We start from the raw sequence: 15,942 nt of genomic DNA, 5'->3' as shown, positions 1-15,942 counted from the left end.
GTCAGGCGGCGTCCGCCGGTGCGACTAAAAAATCCACGACCAGGCGATTGAACGCGTTGGCGTGCTCCCACTGGGCCCAATGGCCGCAGCGCGAGAACACATGCAGTCGTGCGTCGGCCAGGCCTTGCAGCAGCTTCAGCCCGTTGTCGATAGGCACGAACCGGTCGTCTCGCCCCCAGGTGACGAGCGTCCGGTGCTTGATGCGATGGATCTGCGACGAGACGTCCCAACTGGTGACCGGCGCCTGTTTCACGCTCTCGACGAAATTGCGCAGATGGGCCGGATGGGCCGCGATGTTGTCCCACCGGCCACGTCGCAACTCTTCCGTGATGCCCGACGGGTCGTAGACGAACACGTCGAGCATGTCGACGAAGTTCTCGTAGCTCGGCGCGGTATAGAGCTTGAACATCTTGCGAATCCCTTCCTGCGGATTCGGCTGAACAAGGCTGTGGCCCATGCCGGCCGGCCCCATGAGCACGAGGCGATCGAGCCGCTCCGGATACTCCAGCGCGAAGTTCAGGGCTGTTGCACCGCCGAGCGAATTGCCGACCAGATGTGCGACATCGATCTCGAGTGCGTCGAGCAGCCCCTTGACGGCACGGGCATTGAGCAAGCCCCGTTGCACGTCGGACACGATCTCGCCGGACTTGTTGAAGCCCGGGCAATCCATCAGGATCACGCGAAAGCCTGCGGCGACGAGCGGCTCGATGTTGCGGTAGTAGTTGCTCCAGCCGCTGGCGCCGGGGCCGCCGCCGTGCAACATGACGACCGCCGGTCCACTGCCCGCGTCGTTGTAGTGAATCTTGAACTGCGCCAGGCCCGGGGCTTCGATCGTAGCGAACCGGCTGGTAGCGGCTTCAGTAAGCACGTTCATGACATGTTTCCTCTTGCGTTTGAAATCGGGGGATCAGATGGCGAGCGCGCGCTTGACCAACGCTTCACATTCAGCGGTGATCGGGCTGTGGAACCAGCCGATGGCGTTGCGCTCGGGGTCGCCGGAATAGAGCCGCTCGTAGAGGCCGGCACGGGAGCCGAACTCGGTGCCGGTCATGTCCCAGGCCATCTTCATCAGGCGCAAACGGTCCTTTGCGGTCGTGTTCGGGCCAATGAGCCAACGGTCGAGCAACGGCCCGATGTCGGGGTTCTGATAGTCGGCTTCGGTCACGGCGAGCGCCCCTGAGCCGGCCGCCATGCGCAGCACTTCCGCCGCTTTGGTATTGGCGCTCGGGAAGAAGAAATTGAGTGCGGCCATGCCGGCACCCAGCGCGAACTTCGGTTCGCCCAGGCCGTCACCCTCCTGCAGGATGTCGCCACGCTCGAAGGCATCCACGCGTGCATGCGCGTGCGAAATCACCCCGGCGCGAATCGCTTCGGCCACGTTGACCAGACCGCACAATTCGCCGATGGCCGCCTGGAAGCGCGGCGTCTTGTCACGCCCGTTGGCGCGCGCAATCGCGGTGGCCAGCCCCGTCAGGAAGCGCAGCTTCATGGTCGAGCGCGTGCATGCCTGAACAAACGTGTAGCCCGTGGAGAGCTTCATCATCATGTTGTACGCGTCGATGTCGCCGTTCACGACCAGACGGTCGTTCGGCACAAACACACGGTCGAACAGGAGAATGGCGTCGCCTTCGTCGAAACGCGAGGACAGCGGACGGTCGAAAGTGCCCTGCCCGCGGTCTTCGCTGCGATCGAACGATTCACGCGCAAGAATCGACAGCCCCGGCGCGTTCATCGGAATGAGAAACGCCAACGCGAAGTCTTCCTCGCCGGGCTTGCGCGGGAAGAACGGGCCGACGTAGCACTCGTTGGCGACGGGGGCGAGCGTGGAAAGCATGCGGCAGCCGCTCACGACGACGCCGTCTGGACGGCGCTCGACCACACGTACCGCCTCGACCGGGGCGTCGGGCTTGGAACGGTCGGTCTGCGGGTCAATGAGTGCATGCGTGACCTGAAGGTCGTTCTCACGGCAACGCTCGACGATGCGTTGCGCGCGCGCTGCGGCGTCGTGCTTGCCCATCGCGCGCAATCCCACTGCCTGATCGAGCAGGAAGCCCGACATGAAGTCGGTCAGTCGTCCCATCAGACCGAACGTCGATTGCGTGCGGAAGTGGAAGCAGGCCGCCTGAGCACGGAACTCGTCAGGGGTTTTTGCTTCGAGATACGTCTTCGAGACCCGATCGCCAGAGGTCGGCGACGTGTAGGTCAGCATTTCGGCGAATTCGGGATCGTGCTGCTGATCGTAGAGGGCCGCCATCGTCGCAATCACGCCCTTGAGCGGGCCGTAGGTCGTGACGTCGCGCACGAGCTTGCCGTCGATATAGAGCTTGCGGTTGTCTTGCAGGGACGCAATGAACTGCTGTCCGGTACGAATGCCCATGGTTGTCTCCTCGGGATATGGGGGATGAAACTGAGAAAAATCGGGGGTGAGCGCGCTATCAGGCGTCGGTGCACGCACCGTCGAGTCGACGGAAGCGGCCGTCGAAATACAGCAGGCCGTCGGACGCACTGCCCGTGTGGCCGCCGACCCGGCAACTCACGACGTCGCAGAGAAAGATGGAATGCGACGCTGCGGGAATGCGTTCGACGATCTCGCAGGCAAAAGCGACGCACGCATCGTCGAGCAGCGGCACATGGTTGACGGCACGCCATTCGCCCTGTGCGAAGCGCGCTTCGCCCTTGATGCTGCTGGTGGCGAATCGCTCGGCGATGTGCTGCTGCTGATGCGTGAGCACGTTCACCGACAAGCGCCCTTCGGCTGCGATCCGGTCATGCGCGCTGGCGCTCTGGTTGACACACACGAGCAAGCGCGGCGGTTCGGCGCTCACCGAGCAGACGGCCGTCGCAGTGAGTCCTGCCCGCTCGCCGGCGTGGCCGGTAGCGATAACGCAGACGGCACCGGCCAGGCGGCGCATGCCTTGTTTGAACACGTCGGCCGGCGACGCGAGCGGTTCGGCCAGTCGCGCGGTGTCGCGCGCGGTGGGTGCGGCGTGATGTTGGGGGCGATTCATATGAGTCTCCTGACGTCAGGACGCACGCCGCCACCGCCGGACGCGGCGGCGTCAGGCGTGATCGGCAGAGCATCGGAATGTTGCGAGGTGCCGGCGCAGGCCGGCAGAGGGATCAGTGCGCCGGGTTGCGGTGTCCCCAGTCGCTCAACTGCGCATAGCGGCGGACTTCCCAATGGGCGTCGTCAACGACAATGCCGCCTGCGCCGAATTCGAGCGCGAAGCCCGACGGTGTTTTCACGTAGAACGAGAACATCCCGTCGTTGGGGTGGTGCCCGAGCTCCATCACGATCGGCAATCCCGCCGCAACACACCGGTCGTAAGCGAGGCCGACGTCGTTCATGTCGAGGGCTTCGACCATGATGTGATGGATGCGCTTGGCATGCGGGAACGGCACCTTTGCGCAAGCAAGCGAATGGTGACGTCCGGTGACTGCGTGGAAGAAGGCAATGTCGAGCACGACACCCGGCGCGATTTCGCCGCTGATGTAGTCGCTGACCTTGAGGCCGAGCACCTGTCGCACGAAGGTGTCTGTTGCCACCGTGTCCTTGGGCACGGCTACGAGGTGGCCGACGCCGAGACGTCCGGTACTGAAGCCGTCACGCATGACCTTCGAGCGGAACGGATCGGCCATGGCGGCACGCGTCGCGCCCACGTAGAACTCGTGGCGAATGCCATCAGGGTCCTCGCACCAGAACAGCCTTGCCACGCCGCGTTGCACCGCCAATGCCGGATCGCCCGCCTCCACGGCGTGACCCGCCGCACGACGTTGTGCCACGAATCGATCGAGCGCTTCGTCGTTGGGCATTTCCCATCCGGCGGCGAGCAGATCGTCCGCCTCGTGCCTGACCAGCAGCATGCGCTGCGCGTAGTCGTCCATTCGCAAGGCCAGTGCTTCTCCGGGGGTACGGCGACCGGCCTGCAGGCCAACGACGTCGACGGCGAAGTGCTCCCACGCGTCGAGATCGCTCACGCCGAGCACCAGGTATCCGAGATTCGCAATGTCTGCCACGGTATGTCTCCTTCTCACTATCGTTATCGATGGTCGAACGCCGCATGCGATGCGGACGTTGCGCTCGCCTCTTGTGTACGAGGCCTGCCATCGATATAGCGAATACCGTGCCAGCATGATCGCCGATGCTGAAAATCGTCGCCAAAGCTCGGGGATTTCCACGTTTACCCGCAATTTCGACAGTGGCGCGCCACATATCGGCCGGACTGCGCGATGATCTCGCTCTGCCGAAGGACTGCCACGGCGCCACGCATTTCAGAATTTCAGGAAGTCGTGCCCAAACGCAGGAGACACGTTTTCATAATTTCAGGAAATGCCGTGCGCGGACATTTCTGCAGTCAGTCGAGGTTGTAAATGTCGATTCAGCCCCCCCAAAAGACGATCGCCGTGCCCGACGTGCTCGTCGATCTCAAGTTGCCGCAGGTCCGGGATCTGGCGAACCGGTTGAGGTTTTCCGTTGCGGAAGGTCGCATCTGGCTGGGCGAGCGGCGCGTGGTACTTCTGCATGCCGAGGCGTTCGCCGCCTTGCGCGAAGCACTGATCGATTCGCTGGGCATGGAGCAGACGCGCACGATCATCACGCGCATCGGCTACGAGGCCGGCCAGCGCGATGCGCAGATGGTCTCCAAGATGGGCGGCCCCAACGTGTCGTGGCGCGACGTGCTCAATGCCGGGGGGACGCTGCACGCTTTGCAGGGATTTCTGTTGCCAGAGCACTCCGGCCCGGGGCTGGCGGCAGGCGATCTGCACGCCGACGACTACCGGGGCGAGGCGATCTGGAAGGAGTCGCTGGAGGACGAAGCGCACATCGCCTCGCATGGCGTTGGCAATCATGCGGTGTGCTGGAATGCCGTCGGCTATTGCTCCGGATACCTGAGCGTTTGCGCGCAACGCCAGATCGTCGTGCGTGAAGTCGAGTGTCGCTCGATGGGGCATGCGCACTGCCGCATCGTGGCGCGCCCGGCGAGCGAATGGGAGGAGGCACAGGAGGATCTGCGCTACCTGTTGCCGCAACAGCGGGATACCCGAATCCATGTGCCCGCTGCGACTTCGATGGGGCCCGGAGAAGACGCTACGGCCGAGGGTGTGGAGCATGCGCTTATCGACGAAGCCCCGGAATCCCTTGTCGTGGGCGTGTCGACGGCCTACACGCTGCTGCGTCACAAGATCGAGCGGGTCGCGGGAACCCAGGCAACGGTGCTGTTGTTGGGCGAGAGTGGCGTAGGCAAAAGCCTCATCGCCCGGGAAATTCATCGTCTGAGTGGACGTGCGGGCGACCCGTTCGTCGAAGTCAACTGTGCGGCGATTCCGGAGGCGTTGATCGAGTCGGAGTTGTTCGGTGTGGAGCGAGGTGCTTACTCGGGAGCCACTTCGGCGCGCGTGGGCCGCTTCGAGGCCGCCCACGGCGGCACGCTCTTCCTGGATGAGATCGCTACGCTGAGCATGACCGCGCAAGGCAAATTGCTGCGCGTGTTGCAGAACGGGCAGTTGGAACGGCTCGGCAGCAATCGCACCGTCACAACGGACGTTCGGGTGGTCGCAGCAACCAACGAACCGCTCAAGCAGGCCGTGCAGGAAGGCAGGTTCCGGGAGGATCTCTACTTCCGCCTCAACGTCTTCCCCATGTTGATCCAACCCTTGCGCGAACGGCGCGACGATATCCCGGTGCTCGCGCAGGCGCTGCTGCACCGGTTTGCCCGACGCCATATGCGTACTACACCGCGCATTACGCCGCGCGCGATGCAGGCGCTCATCCATCACGACTGGCCCGGCAATATCCGCGAGCTCGAGAACATGCTCGAGCGCGGTCTGATCATGGTGCCCGAAGGCGAATCTCTGGACATCGTCCACCTGACGAGCGTCGAAGATGCCTTGCACGCGTCGGCGTTTCTCGCGCTGGGCAAGGACGGCGGGCTCACGGAGCACGATGAACCGCCGGATGCGTCGTCGGACGCGACCGGCCCCACGCTGTCGCTGGACGCCATTGCCGAAGACGTGGTCCGGCAAGGCATGACCTCGCTGCCGCAGATGGAAGAAGCCCTTGTGCGCGCGGCGGTCAAACAGGCTGGTGGCAACATTTCACGCGCAGCCGGATTGCTCGGCATCACGCGTTCGCAGCTCGATTACCGAGTAAAGAAGCACGAGGAGGATCGCTGAGGACTTCCCGAACCGGTGTTCATGCCTCCTGCACGCTTTGTCCGGGCGTCGTCCTCCGACGCCTGACGCCCTCCTTTCAGAAAAAGTTGTTGCATTCGCAAGGGCTTCACCCTATATTGCGAATAATTCTCATTACTATGATGCGTGCCCTTGAGAAATACCGGGCAGGCATTGCAAGGACATCGTGGTTTCGAGCGAGGCAGAACTCCGTCGCCAGGTGACGGGGTTATATGTCGACCACTACGGCTGGTTGACGGGGTGGATTCGCCGCAAGCTTGGCAACGCCAGCATTGCGGCCGATCTGGCACAGGATGCGTTCGTCAGCATCATCGATGCCGGCAGCGTCGCGTCCATTCGCGAGCCACGTCCGTTCCTCGCCACCGTTGCCCGTCGCCTGCTGTCTCACTACCATCGCCGCCAGGTCCTCGAGACGAGCTATCTCGAATTGCTGGCAGAACTCCCGGAAGACCACGCGCCGGCACCGGAAGTCCGCCTGATCGCGTTGCAGACGTTGTCGGCAATCGATCGCGCACTGGACGGTCTTCCGCCGAAAGTGAGAGAGGCGTTCCTGCTGGCGCACCTTCTCGATCTCAAGTATTCGGAAATCGCGCAGCGGCTGAACGTCTCGGCCAGCTCCGTCAAACAGTACCTGCTGCGTGCCAACGGGCAATGCGTGCTGGCGCTTCTTGACTGACGGGACCCATCGCGATGCCGGCCCAGAAGGATTCCGCCTTCCCTCACCCGTCCACCCTGCCCCCTGTGCCGCCGTCTCGCGCGGCGCTGGATCAGGCAGTGGAATGGTTCACCGTCCTCAAGTCGGGCGACGCCGGTGAGCGCGAGCATGCGCAGTGGAGCGCGTGGCTCAGGGCGTCGGGCGAGCATCGGGTGGCTTGGGAAAAAGTGGAATCCGTGTTCGGCAGGATTCGTGAGCTCGACGTCGAGCGTGCCTACCGCACCCTGACGCCCTACTCACCGCATGCTCCCACGCTCGCCGAACGCGAGCATCGGGCGCGGCGCCGCAGTGTCGTCAAGGGACTCGCGCTCACCGGACTCCTGCTCGGCGCCGGTGGCATCGCAACCCGCAGCCAGATTGCGCTCGCGATTTCCGCCGACTACCGCACAGGCAAAGGCGAGACGAAGTCGGTGCGGCTGCGGGACGGTTCGTCTCTTTTCCTCGACACCGAGACCGCCGTCTCCACTCGCTTTCGCGACGGTCGACGTGAGATCGAATTGCTGCAGGGGCAGGTCTGTGTGCGGATGGCAAGCCACGCAGCCCGATCCAACGAGGCGCCGCTGCTGGCACTGGTCACCGAGCACGGCGTCATTCGCACGAGCGGTGCCGATTTCATGGCACGCGTGCATCCCGACCACACCCGCTGTGTCGTGCTGCGCGAGCGCGTCGACATCAGTTCCGCCGAGACACCTCACGTTGCCACAACGCTCAGGCAAGGCGAACAAGTCGACTTCCGGAACGACGTCGTCGGCCCGATTCAACCGTCCGGCGACACGCAGGCGGCCTGGCTCCACGGCCAGATCGTCGCCGACAACATGACACTCGCTGCATTCGTCAACGAAGTCGCGCGCTATCGGACCGGCGTGGTGCGCGTGTCCCCCGATGTTGCCGATCTACGCATCTCGGGCGCGTTCCCCATCACCGACACCGATCGCATTCTGGCGTCGTTGCCTCGTGTGCTCCCCGTGCGCATTCGCAGCGTGACCCGGTACTGGACGATGATCGACGCGTCTCACTGAGTCCCAGGCAATTCCGCAATTATTTTCAGAAACATCTGCCCGATTTCGATTCTCGCGGCACCTACCTGATGAAGATGGATTTTTTGATATCTCTTTCAGGTAAACAGATCATGTCACGCAGTCATAACAACAACCAGGGCCGGAACCGGTCGCGCATATCCACGGGGATGCCTCGGGCACCGAAACGTCAGGCGGTGACGCTGGCCGTTTCGGCAACGCTCTGCAGTGCCGCCCTGTACGGGGGCGTTGTCACACCCGCAGTGGCGCAAACCGCCACGAACAAGGCCTCGCAAAGCACGGCTCGCACTTACAGCATTCCGGCGGGTCCGCTCACGCCCGCCCTGCACCGTTGGGCAAGCACGTCCAATGCCTTGCTGTCCTTCACGCCCGATCAGGCCGCCGGGAAAGTGACGGCGGGCGTGAATGGCCAGTACACGGCGGAAGAAGCGCTCAACGTCTTGCTGAGTGGCTCCGGACTGAAGGCGGTCCGCTGGCCGGACGGCAGCTACGGCGTACAGGTCGCCGCTAACGATGGCGCCGCGAGTGCGGGCCACGTCTTGCTGCCTACGGCGACGGTAAACTCCAACGCGCTCGCGGCATCGCTGCCGCCGTCGAACGTCACCGCCGATCCCCTCGCCGCGGGCAACCTGCTCCACGCGGAGACCAACATCGCACGCATGCCCGGACCGATCCGCGAGATTCCGCAGGTGGTCAACGTCGTGCCGCAGGACGTCATGCAACAGCAGCAGGCGACCACGCTTGAACAAGCACTGCGCAATGTGCCGGGCATCACGGTCGCCATCGGTGAAGCGAATGGCGGGGCCAACGGCGATCAGTTCCGGATTCGCGGCGCGACGACCAAGAACGATGCGTTCCTCGACGGGCTGCGCGACTTCGGCGTCTATGTGCGCGACACGTTCAACACCGAGCAGGTGATCGTGGTCAAGGGGCCGTCGTCCGAGAATTTCGGCATGGGGTCCAACGGTGGCGTGATCAACAGCGAGACCAAGCTGGCGCATCTCGATAACGCGGCATCGGTCGAAGCGATGCTCGGCAACGGTCCGATGAACCGGCAGACGGTGGATATCAACCGTCAGTTGGGCGACACGACGGCCTTGCGCGTGAACGCCATGCGCCAGGACCAGAACATCGTCGATCGCGATGGCGTGAAGTCCGATCGCTGGGGCATGGCGCTGTCGTTCGCGGCAGGGCTGACCACGCCCACCACCTGGTACCTGAACTACTTCCATCAGGACAACAAGCGCACCCCGGACTACGGGCAGCCGCTGATCGGTCGCACCGCGACCGCGGTGCGTGAGCCCGTCGCCTCGGCCTTCGGCGTTCCCCGCTCGAATTATTACGGTAAGGATACGGACCGCGATCACTCCACGGCCGACATCTTCACGTCGCTGCTCAAGCACCGCATCAGCGACACGACCTCGATCAGCAACGACACGCGCTTCGGTTACTACGAGCGCATGTTCAGCTCAACGTCCGCGACTTGCGATCAGGCCTGCGCCGATTCCTTCTTCACGACAGGCGACGGCCCGATCATTCTCGGTTCCGGCGGCGGGCCGCGTTACTCGCAACGTTCCACGGGCTTCCAGAACGTGACGACGCTGGCAACCGCGTTCGACACGGCCGCGCTCAAGCACGACGTGCGTCTCGGCCTGGATTTCTCGTACCAGACGGATCATCGCCAGGCTTACGCGTACATGAAGCCCGACATGTCCGGCACGACGACGAAGATCCCCGGCACGTTGCTGCGTCCGAACACCTCGTCGAGCAACTACATCGTGGCCATCGATCCGAACGGCACGAACGATGTGCGTGACTCGACGCTGACGGACGTTGCGTTGTTCGCCAGCGATCGTGTCCATTTCACGCCGGAGTGGTCGATTCTCGGCTCGGTGCGCTGGGACTACTACTCGCAAACGTCTCGCCTTTCCACGTTGAGCAGTGGCAGCGAGGCGTCCAACGTGAGCACGAGCGCGAGCTTCATCAGCCCGCGCCTGAGCCTGATGTGGGAGCCGACGCCGCAACAGTCGTACTACCTGTCGTATGGATGGGCCTCGACCACGCCGTGGGCCGGATCGATTACCGCCGACGCGAACCCGCTGGGCGTGAATAGCGTGACGACCGCCAGCAACAACCTCCGCGACCTGTCGCCCGAGAAGACCAAGACGCTCGAACTCGGCGGCAAGGTGGACCTGCTCGGCGAACGTCTCGGCGTGTCGGGCGCCGTGTTCCGCACGGAGAAGAACAACTCGTACTACGATGACGGCACGGGTAACCTGACGGCCACCGGCAACAAGGAACGCTATTACGGCGTCGAGCTGGGCCTGTCGGGCAAGCTCACCCCGCAGTGGACGGCCTACATCGGCTATGCGTGGCTGCACAGCGAGATCGTCGACTCGGCGACCAGAAGCAACATCGGCAATCCGGTCCAGGGCGCAGCGCGCAACTCGGCCACGTTGTGGACGACTTACGATCTGACGCCGCAATGGTCGAAGGTACTGCCCGGACGCTTCATGGTCGGCGGCGGCCTCACGTATCGCGACGGCATGTACATTCGTGACGACATGATGGCGAAGGTGCCGTTCAGCCTGTCGTTTGACGCGATGCTCGCCTGGGAGTACAAGAACGTTCGCGTGGCGCTCAACGGCTACAACCTGGCGAACCGCATCAACTACGACAACTACTTCGCGGGTGAGAACGCGAACACGGCGCGCGCCATCCCCTCGGCGGGCCGCGCAGTGATTCTCAGCACCCGTATTTCCATGTAATCGGTTGGCCATCGGCGGGAAACCCCCGTCGGTGGCCCCTTCGCAGTGATTCGAAGCGATTCAAAACGAGACGCACGAGAGGCCCCCATGATCGTCACTATCCCCAAAGTCCTGACACCCGAAGCGCTTGCGCATTGCCGCGACGTGCTCGGCAAGGCGTCGTGGGTCGATGGCAAAGAGAGTGCCGGCGAGCAGGCCCGCGACGTCAAGCGCAACGTGCAGATCCAGATCAATTCGCAGACGTACGAGGAACTGGGCGACCTGATTCTGCGCGCACTCGGACGCAACGCCTTGTTCAACTCGGTCGCCATTCCGTTACGTGTGCGCTCCCCGATGTTCAATCGTTACGACACCGGCATGAGCTACGGGGCGCACGTCGATGGCGCGATCCACACCGTGCCCGGCGCACCGAGAATGCGTGCCGATCTGTCGTCGACCCTGTTTCTCTCGGATCCGGACGAGTACGACGGCGGGGAACTCGTCATCCATCGTCTGCACAGTACGGAGACGTACAAGCTTCAGGCGGGCGACCTGCTCGTCTACCCCACCGACACGATTCACAGCATCAGCCCGATTACGCGAGGCACGCGCCTGGCGGCGTTCTTCTGGACCCAGTCGACCGTGCGCTCGCACGAGCAGCGCGGCATTCTGCACGAACTGGACATGGCCATCATGCAGATTCGGCAGGCCATGCCCGACGACCATCCCGCCGTGCTGTCGCTCACGAACACCTATCACAACCTGCTCCGGCTGCACGCCGACTGCTGATCGGCGCGAACGCGCGCTCAACGAGATAACTCGCTTGACGTGCCTTTTCGTTGAAATGATAATCAGTCTCATTCAAGAAAATAGGTTCGGCACCGTGCATTGCGGTGCCCGCCGCTCGCCTGCCCGTGTGCCTTTCGAATTTGCGCTATCCCGCTGGACGCCACGCTGCCATCGCTGAATTGGCTGTCTCGCTTGCGTGATGTCGGCGTCCACTCGCCCACGCGGCCTATTTGCCTACTACGACGAATTGCTCCGGACATGGACGGGCAAATTGAGCAATCGTCATCAGGCGGAGGATCTGGCGCAGGACTCATTGCTTCGGGTGCTGGAGCTGGAAACGCCACCGGAGCAGCCGCGCGCCTACCTGCATCAGACCGCGCGCAATATCGCCATCGACGGCTACCGGCGTGACAGCGGCCGGGAACAGACCACGCTCGACGCGCTGGCCTTGCACGAAGCCACGTCCGGTAATCCCGAAGAAGAAGTTCACGCCGCGCAACTTGCCCTCGCCATCGAAACCGCGCTTGCCGAGCTGCCATTGAAATGCCGGCAAGTCTTCGTTTGGCAACGGCTGGATGGTTTGAGCCAGCAGGAAATCGCGGACCGTCTCGACCTGTCGAAAAACATGGTCGAGAAGTATATGATTCGGGCGATGAAACACTTGCGCGAACGTCTCGGCCCACTGGCGCCCCAGTAATGCTTGCGACCGTGACATCGCTATCCAGCCTCCCCCGCTCCCTTTACCGATCCGTTCGCCCGATGCGTTCTGACGCTTTCGCCAACTTCCTCGCCTTGTCCGATGCCCGCCGCTGAACGTATTCGCCAGGAGGCGGCGCAATGGTTTGCCAAGACGCTCGACGGTCGGCTCACCGGTTCGGAGCAGGCTGCGCGCGACGCCTGGCTCGCGGCTGATCCGACGCACCGTGCCGAGTACTCGGCGCTCGAGCGCGTGTGGCAGGCTGCGGCTGCGGTTCCGGCTGACCGATTGCGCGCGTTGGTGGCTGCGCCTGACGGGCAACGAGACCCAACACCGGCCGGGCGTGGGTCGAAGTCCTATCGCTGGATCGCCGGGGCGAGCCTCTGCCTGCTCGCGGTATCGATCGGCATCGTGCGTTTGGGTTGGCGCGCCGACGAGAACGTGGACATCGTCCAGACCCGCTCGCCTGCACTGACGACCGCGCACGCGGCGGACGAATACACGACAGGTCCGGGAGAACGGCGCACCCTCACGCTCGCCGACGGTACGACCGTGGAAATGAGCACGCGAACGCATCTGCGCGTTCGATATTCCCCCGAACAGCGAGACGTCACCTTGATCAGCGGCGAGGCCATGTTTTCCGTGGCCCACAACGCCGCGCGTCCATTCGTCGTCGACGCCGGCGCAGGGCGCGTGACCGTGACAGGAACACGCTTCGATGTGCGCCGGGCGACGACCGGGGTCTCGGTCGCGGTCGAGTCGGGATCCGTCAAGGTAGACGGGAATGCGGGGGCCAGTGCCGCCACTGTGGCCCGATCGTCCGTGACACTCACGCGCGCACTCGGCACCACCGTTCGTGCGGACGGCTCCGTTGCCCCCGCGCAGCCGGTGGATTTGACCACCGCGCTCGCATGGCGCGACGGCAAGCTGATCTTTCGCAACGCAACGCTCGCCGACGTGGTCGAGGAAGTCTCTCGGTACCGGCGCGCGCCGGTCACGGTTTCGGACAGCGCCGCTGCCCGGTTGCGACTGACCAGCGTCTTCAGCGCCGACGACACCGACGCGCTGCTGGCCGCCCTGCCCGAGTTCCTGCCGGTCAGGTTGCAGACGCTCCCCAACGGCAGCGTCACTATTTCGTCGAAGTAATTCAGGTTTCTGGTCGCTGATTCGTCTTCTGAGAGTTCGCACCGTTCATCGCGCTGCGAATCCATCAAAAATCGAACAGAGACCTATTGCCGTGAAAGGTTTTACACACGCTCGCCATGCCCTGTCGCACCGTCCGCGGACGGCCGCGTCGACACTCTTCCTCGCCGCCATCGCTGCTTTGAGCAGCCAGCCCCTGCAGGCGCTCGCGCAAACGCCGTCAGGCGGTGTGTCTGCCAATGCAGGCACACCTATCGACGTCAGTCTGGCCGCACAGCCGCTGTCGGACGCCCTCGTCCAGTTCGGACGCCAAGCCAATTTGCAGCTGTTCTTCACGCCGGACCTCGTGCGCGGCAAGACATCGCCCGCGGTGCGCGGTTCGATGTCGCCTGAGGCCGCCTTGTCAGCGCTACTTCAGGGCACCGGCATCGTATTTCGCCGCAGCGGGAATCAGGGATACGTGCTGGTTTCTGCCACGTCGAGCAAGGCGGAAGCTTCGCCCAGCGAGCCGGTGAACTCGCTGGCACTCGCGCCGGTAGAGATTACGGCGTCGCGCACGACGAGCGACCTGGTGCGCCCGACGCGTCAGGTTACGGTGATCGAGCGTGCCGAACTCGACGAGCTCAAGACGGCGTCGGACAGCCTCGCGACGGTACTCGCCAAGGTGGTGCCGGGCATGGCCGACTCCAGCCGCACGGTGACGGACTACGGACAGACGCTGCGCGGGCGCGGCATGCTCGTGCTGCTCGACGGCGTGCCGCTCAATACCAACCGCGACTCCTCCCGCAATCTGGCCAACATCGATCCGGCGCTGGTCGAGCGCGTGGAAGTTTTGCGCGGCAGTAGTTCCATTTATGGCGGCGGCGCCACCGGCGGTATCGTGTCCATCACGACCCGACCGGCGGGGGGGGAACCCAAGGCCGACACGACGGTGTCGCTAAGCTCGCCGCTCTCGCGCTTGCGCGCGGACGGACTCGGCGCCGACATCCAGCAGCACTTCTCCGGCAGCACAGGCATGCTCGACTACGCGTTCGACGTCGGCGGCCGCCGCATCGGCAATGCCTACGATGCCCGCGGTCAGCGCATCGCGCCCGAGCCGAGCCAGGGCGACCTGTTTTCGTCGAACAACTACAACATCGGCGGCAAGCTCGGGCTGCGTTTTGCGCCCGATCAGCGTGTCCAGTTGTCGGTCAGTCGCATCAATTCGTCGCAGGACACACGTTACGCATCCGATCCGTCGGTCGCGCGCCTGCCGGCCGGCAGCGTGCCCGCGCGTGGCATCGACGGCTTGCAGCTCGACGATCAGAATCAGCTGCGAAACACACTCGTCAACCTGGAGTACGAGCACCGTGATCTGCTGGGCAGCCAGTTGTCTGCGCAGTTCTACTATCGCGACTACTTCACGCGCTTTACGCCCTTCGATGCCCGTGCGGTGGCGACACGCGGCGGCAACGTCGACCAGACCATGCAGGATTCGACGGTCTTCGGCAGCCGCCTGACGATCAAGACGCCCATCGGCGCCGAGAAGAAAACCCGTATTGTCTGGGGGATGGACTTCGAGCAGGAAAAGAGCGATATGCCGCTCGACATCTTCGACCCGGCGCTGTACGACGCCAGCGGCGGACGCGTCTTCCGCAAGATCGGCCAGGCGACCTATCTGCCGCCGCTCACCACCCGCAGCCTCGGCGGGTTTGCGCAATTGCAGCACAAGTTCAACGACCATTGGTCGACGGAAGGTGGCCTGCGCTACCAATACGCCACGGCGAGCTTCAACGATTTCGTCCCCCTGTCGCAGTCGAAGGTCGCCAATCCGCAGAGCGTCAAAGGTGGCACGACGAACTACACCGCGTTGCTCGGCAATCTTGGCGTGACCTATTCGCCGGTCAAGGGGCACGAGTTCTATGCCGCCTTCAGTCAGGGTTTCAATCTTCCAGACATTGGCGTTCAGGTTCGCAATGCGCGCCCGGGGTTCGACATCAATTCCTCGGATCTGCGCCCGGTCAAGACCAACAATTACGAACTGGGTTGGCGCGGCGTGTTCGGCAACACGCTCACTTCGCTTGCCGTCTTCTACACCACGTCGGATCTCGGCGACGTCCAGAGTTTCAACAACGGTCTCATCCTGACGCGCACGGCGGAAAAGATCTTCGGTGTGGAAGGCACTGCGGACTATCTGACCGAAGACGAACGCTGGGGGCTCGGCGGCACGTTCACGTGGATGCAGGGTCGTGAAACGCCGCAAGGGGCCAACAGCCAGGACATGAGCGGCTACCGCATTCCGCCGCTCAAGCTAACGGGTTACGTGCAGTTCAAACCGACGCCGAAGTGGAGCAACCGGCTTCAGGTCACTTACTTTTCCGGGCGTGACTATCGCCTGAACGGCATGGCCAGCTTCGGACGGATGGACGCCACCAGCTACACCACGGTGGACGTGATCAGCCGCTACGAGCTGACAAAGAACGACACCGCCACCGTCGGCGTGCAGAACCTGTTCAATCGCTACTATTACCCGCTCTACAGCCAGCTCATGCGCAACAGTAACAACACGAGCCATCTGCCGGGCGCGGGGATCACGCTCACGGCCACGTATCAACACCGCTGGTGAGCCAGTCGCCGACGGCG

Annotated in this window: 12 protein-coding genes; 8 read left to right on the top strand and 4 right to left on the bottom strand. The window is 63.6% G+C overall.

All coding sequences use genetic code 11. The features are described from left to right. Nucleotide 1: 1 nt before the first annotated feature. From bphD to ABWO90_RS08465, 4 genes are all read right to left on the bottom strand, one after another. Nucleotides 2-874, bottom strand: coding sequence for a 2-hydroxy-6-oxo-6-phenylhexa-2,4-dienoate hydrolase (gene bphD / locus ABWO90_RS08480; protein WP_353190775.1), 873 nt, complete (start codon nt 872-874; stop codon nt 2-4). A gap of 33 nt (nt 875-907) precedes the next feature. Further along, entirely contained in the window at nt 908-2,377 is a 1,470-nt protein-coding gene (locus ABWO90_RS08475) for a 4-hydroxyphenylacetate 3-hydroxylase family protein (RefSeq protein ID WP_353190774.1), read from the bottom strand. A gap of 58 nt (nt 2,378-2,435) precedes the next feature. Next, nucleotides 2,436-3,008, bottom strand: a complete 573-nt coding sequence (locus tag ABWO90_RS08470; protein WP_353190773.1) for a flavin reductase family protein — start codon at nt 3,006-3,008, stop codon at nt 2,436-2,438. A 112-nt stretch (nt 3,009-3,120) separates the two neighbouring features. Next, nucleotides 3,121-4,017, bottom strand: coding sequence for a VOC family protein (locus ABWO90_RS08465; protein WP_353190772.1), 897 nt, complete (start codon nt 4,015-4,017; stop codon nt 3,121-3,123). Nucleotides 4,018-4,371: 354 nt separating this feature from the next. Here ABWO90_RS08465 and ABWO90_RS08460 point away from each other — a divergent pair, with 354 nt between their 5' ends. The 8 genes from ABWO90_RS08460 to ABWO90_RS08425 all read left to right on the top strand — a co-directional run bounded on the left by ABWO90_RS08460 (nt 4,372) and on the right by ABWO90_RS08425 (nt 15,925). Continuing rightward, entirely contained in the window at nt 4,372-6,174 is a 1,803-nt protein-coding gene (locus ABWO90_RS08460; protein WP_353190771.1) for a sigma 54-interacting transcriptional regulator, read from the top strand. 184 nt (nt 6,175-6,358) lie between these two features. Next, complete coding sequence (locus tag ABWO90_RS08455) at nt 6,359-6,868, top strand: sigma-70 family RNA polymerase sigma factor (protein ID WP_353190770.1); 510 nt, start codon at nt 6,359-6,361, stop codon at nt 6,866-6,868. Between the two features lie 14 nt (nt 6,869-6,882). Further along, nucleotides 6,883-7,926, top strand: coding sequence for a FecR domain-containing protein (locus ABWO90_RS08450; protein ID WP_353190769.1), 1,044 nt, complete (start codon nt 6,883-6,885; stop codon nt 7,924-7,926). 110 nt (nt 7,927-8,036) lie between these two features. Then, complete coding sequence (locus ABWO90_RS08445) at nt 8,037-10,712, top strand: TonB-dependent receptor domain-containing protein (protein ID WP_353190768.1); 2,676 nt, start codon at nt 8,037-8,039, stop codon at nt 10,710-10,712. A gap of 87 nt (nt 10,713-10,799) precedes the next feature. Then, nucleotides 10,800-11,480: a Fe2+-dependent dioxygenase gene (locus ABWO90_RS08440; protein ID WP_353190767.1), complete on the top strand. Its 681-nt coding sequence runs from the start codon at nt 10,800-10,802 to the stop codon at nt 11,478-11,480. A gap of 199 nt (nt 11,481-11,679) precedes the next feature. Continuing rightward, nucleotides 11,680-12,177: a sigma-70 family RNA polymerase sigma factor gene (locus ABWO90_RS08435; protein ID WP_353190766.1), complete on the top strand. Its 498-nt coding sequence runs from the start codon at nt 11,680-11,682 to the stop codon at nt 12,175-12,177. Nucleotides 12,178-12,279: 102 nt separating this feature from the next. After that, nucleotides 12,280-13,323: a FecR family protein gene (locus tag ABWO90_RS08430; RefSeq protein ID WP_353190765.1), complete on the top strand. Its 1,044-nt coding sequence runs from the start codon at nt 12,280-12,282 to the stop codon at nt 13,321-13,323. Nucleotides 13,324-13,549: 226 nt separating this feature from the next. Beyond that, a complete protein-coding gene (locus tag ABWO90_RS08425) occupies nt 13,550-15,925 on the top strand; it encodes a TonB-dependent receptor (protein ID WP_502922580.1) in 2,376 nt (791 codons plus the stop codon). The last annotated feature ends 17 nt before the right edge of the window (nt 15,926-15,942 follow it).

Source organism: Pandoraea pnomenusa (assembly GCF_040391475.1).
GTDB classification, from domain to species: Bacteria; Pseudomonadota; Gammaproteobacteria; order Burkholderiales; family Burkholderiaceae; genus Pandoraea; species Pandoraea pnomenusa_C.
The sequence above is the reverse complement of the archived record's forward strand: the minus strand, read 5'-3'. Positions and strand labels throughout refer to the sequence as shown.